The organism is Dyadobacter sp. LHD-138, from assembly GCF_030929615.1.
GTDB lineage: Bacteria > Bacteroidota > Bacteroidia > Cytophagales > Spirosomataceae > Dyadobacter.
On the sequence record NZ_JAVFVU010000088.1, the window covers coordinates 1 to 3,571 of the forward strand.

Consider the following 3,571-nt stretch of genomic DNA (forward strand, 5'->3'; position numbering starts at 1 on the left):
TCTCAACTTTTAAGGGGGTCAACATGTGCCAGAATGGCAGGCGATTCCAGCGAATCAGGCTACTTTAACATTCCAAAACATTCCGGCTTTTAGGGGGTCAACATGCTCCGGAATATCCACTATTCCATTCAATATTAAGATCATCACTAGATAAGGGATGAAAAAAAATATCAAAGTCCAGTAAACCCATCCTGCATCTATGTAATTCCTTATTTCAAGAAAATAAATAAGCCATATGTATGCGATCAAAGGTGCAATAGTAATTGTCAACGCACGAGTTGCGCTCTGAAAATTGAGAGGCCTAAATATCCAGAATAATGAAGCAATAATCGCGATTGGGATTACACCACTATATACGTAGAACATTGTATTGTTTTTTTCACTCCGTAGTTGTATTGGTTTCAGTTCCTTGTAAATACCTAACTGCATTCGCTAGGACTTCATTCCAAGAATTATGTTTCCCTTTTTATCAGACGTTGCATTATTCCCGTATAGCACTTTAATCAAGCAAGGCATTGAAAAAAGCCTGAGCTTTAACGCTCAGGCATGGGGAGATAACTTTTTGAAGATTAATAAAAGTCGAAAACTAATCCTTCAATGACTTATTGCTTGCCCTTTACTTCATAATCATAACTCCAATAAATATTTTTCCCTTCGGTTTTATATGTACCATCCCTAAATTTCTCTATTACTTTATAATTTTGAATGTATCCCCTTGCAGTTTGTTTACCTACCCTAGTTGGCGTAATATAAGCAACTATGGTATTTTCAATACCGTTATAAACTTTGGTAACAGGCTTATCTGGGAGATTATAATCTTCGTCATAGTCACTAATAAAGACTCTTAACAAAGGATACTCCAGATGTTCTATATCAAATGTTACTTTCAAAGAGTCTTGTAGCGAAACAATCTTAGATCCATGAATAGAACGAATACTCGCCGTAGTTTTTTTTATATTGCCTAGAGTATCATACCAGGTCTGGTAATTTACCCATGATTTCCCTTTTACCTTGGCATAATTACCAAAGTATTGAATTTTCTTTTGGGGAAAATCATAATATTCATAGGCATTACCTACCTTAATACTATCTTCATAATTCACAGTATTCATCAAATTTCCACTTTGATAATAAGTAGTATAGGCACCATTTGGTAATCCATTTAGCCAATAACAGTCTTTTTCTAGTTTACCATTATTAAAGTAATTCTTTCCACGCCCAGACAAATAGCCATTAATTAGTGGCATAGAATCTCTTAAAATACCGTTTTTATAATACGCTAAGAAAATACTAGCTGAATCATTTAAGTGCCTTGTTTCTGATTCTAGTTGCCCATTTGGGTAATAACTAAATTCTGATTTATTCTTTTCGGAACATCCAATTACAATTAAAAGAATAAGTATCAATAGGCTAGTTTTAGTTGTCATTATTCTTCGGTTTTAACGTGTCTGTTTTAATAAGTTGAGTTCCATTATAGTAATCAACAACCCCTTTGGAACTGTCTTTATTAACGCTGCTACCAGCTGATGTCCATCCTTTTGTTTTATAATTACTTTCATCGCGAGCCTGATTCCATGTTTCCGATGAAAACTTTGCATTCGATTTATCATCTGTTTTTTGAGCTGATTCGCCTGAATCTTTTTTTGCATCGGGTTTCAACGCCTCCACCGCGTCTCCAGCCGATTGCCCAAATCCCAAAGCTTCCTTCATCATTTCCATCACACTAATGATCTTACCCAAAGCCGTGTCTCCACCAATTCGAGCCTTTGAAGGATCGGCAGTAGTTATACCAGCGGCTCCTAAAATATCATCGATGTTGACCGTCCCCCTGGTAGGGTAACTTGAACGTCTACTCTCTTGTCCCTGTCCACTTGATGAAGTAAAAGCTATTCCATCAACAGGTGACAGGCCGTCTGAAACCGTTTTCGCCGTTGAATTCAAATAAGCATTGGCCGAACTTGTAATGCCATTTATCCTTTGCACAACCCCATTCCAGGCATTTTGGGCTTTTCCAAAAACAACACCCGCAGGGTTCACTGGCACCGATTCTAAGCCTTCAAGTTCTATGTGAATTGTAACTTTATTTTCAGAGAACGCGTAGGTGCCATTATTTTGGAACTTTTCACTCAACGGATCAACTGATAAGAATCTGAGGTGGTTCCAAAAGTCGGCACACATTTTTGCACATCTTGATGCAAAATGAAAGACAAAAAACCAGTTAAGGCTCGTAGGAGCTACGATGCTGATTTCAAGCAAGAAGTGATCAGAATGCTGGCTTCTGGCAGAAGTGCAAAAGATATCTCGGAGGCATTTGGAATTGCCGAGAATCTTCTTTATCGTTGGAAAAGAATGGCAACAAAAAAGACAAAATCGAATATTGGACAAAATAGCAACGATAAGTCAGCAAAGCTGGCCGCTGAAGTTGCTAGGCTACGTGCTGAAAATGAGCGTTTAAAAACTGATCGCGAAATCCTAAAAAAAGCCTTAGGTCTTTTGAGCCAGTCCGACTCAGGGACGTCTATGAGTTAATATACTCATTTTCTCGGGCACACAAAGTCAATTATTTATGTACACTTTTCGAAGTGAGTAGGACAGCTTATTATCGCTACCGGCGTGGAAAAAGCCATAACGCAGATAAAAAATACAATCGACCTAAGCATGAGGTAAGGATCGAATTTATCCAAAATTTGAAGCGATACGGCAGCAGGCGCATTAAGGAATCTTTAAAACAGAAGGGAATAAAAATCGGTCGCAGGAAAGTTGCTGAAATCATGCGAAAAGAAGGATTGCGAGCTATTCAACCGCGGAAATTTATTCCAAGGACGACAGATAGCGGGCATGGGAAACGAGTATCTCCGAATCTTTTACTGGGTCAGCCTAAGCCAAGTAAACCTAATTGTGTGTGGGTTTCCGATATTACTTACATTCCTTTAAAAGGTGGTAAATGGGCATACTTGTGCGTCTGGATGGATTTATTCTCGCGTCAGATTGTAAGCTGGCAGTTAGGTGAAAATATGCAGGAAAGTCTCGTCAGGGAACCGTTGGAAAGAGCACTTTTAAAGCGCCAGGTAAGGCCAGGGATGATTGTTCATTCTGATCGCGGTGGCCAATATCTGTCGCACAAAATGAAGAAATTAATCAAGACCTTCAAGTTGAAACAAAGCATGTCCCGCGCTGACGATCCGTATGATAATGCATGGGCCGAATCGTTTTGGAGCAGATTAAAGGCTGAGCTCAATATGCCGAAAGGTGGATACGAGAGTTTAGAAAAATTAAAAAGTGTACTTTTTGAATACATTGACGGATATTATAATACCAGGAGGTTACATTCGTCTTTGAACTATCTAAATCCAGTTGCCTTTGAAACCGAACATTACAGACAAACCGGATGAGAAATGAGATTTTAAAAATTAACTAACCCGCAAAAGTGTAAACCAAAACGGAACCACGTCAATCGACCGGTAAGCGGATCATGTAATCTCCATTTAAACTGTACATAATCAGATCCAACTTGCTTTTCCTGTCCTTTGAATGTGTACCTATTTATGCCATTTCTGACGTTCTGCGTCTG

Annotated in this window: 4 protein-coding genes; 2 read left to right on the forward strand and 2 right to left on the reverse strand. The window is 38.7% G+C overall.

The genetic code is table 11. The features are described 5' to 3' along the window. Positions 1 to 602 precede the first annotated feature (602 nt). Positions 603 to 1,427, reverse strand: a complete 825-nt coding sequence (locus RB622_RS29890; RefSeq protein ID WP_308050509.1) for a hypothetical protein — start codon at positions 1,425 to 1,427, stop codon at positions 603 to 605. Next, complete coding sequence (locus tag RB622_RS29895; protein ID WP_308050510.1) at positions 1,417 to 2,130, reverse strand: hypothetical protein; 714 nt, start codon at positions 2,128 to 2,130, stop codon at positions 1,417 to 1,419. The genes RB622_RS29890 and RB622_RS29895 overlap by 11 nt, the downstream gene beginning before the upstream one ends. A 69-nt stretch (positions 2,131 to 2,199) precedes the next feature. Here RB622_RS29895 and RB622_RS29900 point away from each other — a divergent pair, with 69 nt between their 5' ends. Beyond that, the gene (locus RB622_RS29900; RefSeq protein ID WP_308050511.1) at positions 2,200 to 2,529 is read left to right on the forward strand and encodes a transposase; all 330 of its coding nucleotides are present in this window, start codon (positions 2,200 to 2,202) and stop codon (positions 2,527 to 2,529) included. Continuing rightward, positions 2,529 to 3,392, forward strand: a complete 864-nt coding sequence (locus RB622_RS29905; RefSeq protein ID WP_308050513.1) for an IS3 family transposase — start codon at positions 2,529 to 2,531, stop codon at positions 3,390 to 3,392. The genes RB622_RS29900 and RB622_RS29905 overlap by 1 nt, the downstream gene beginning before the upstream one ends. Positions 3,393 to 3,571 lie beyond the last annotated feature (179 nt).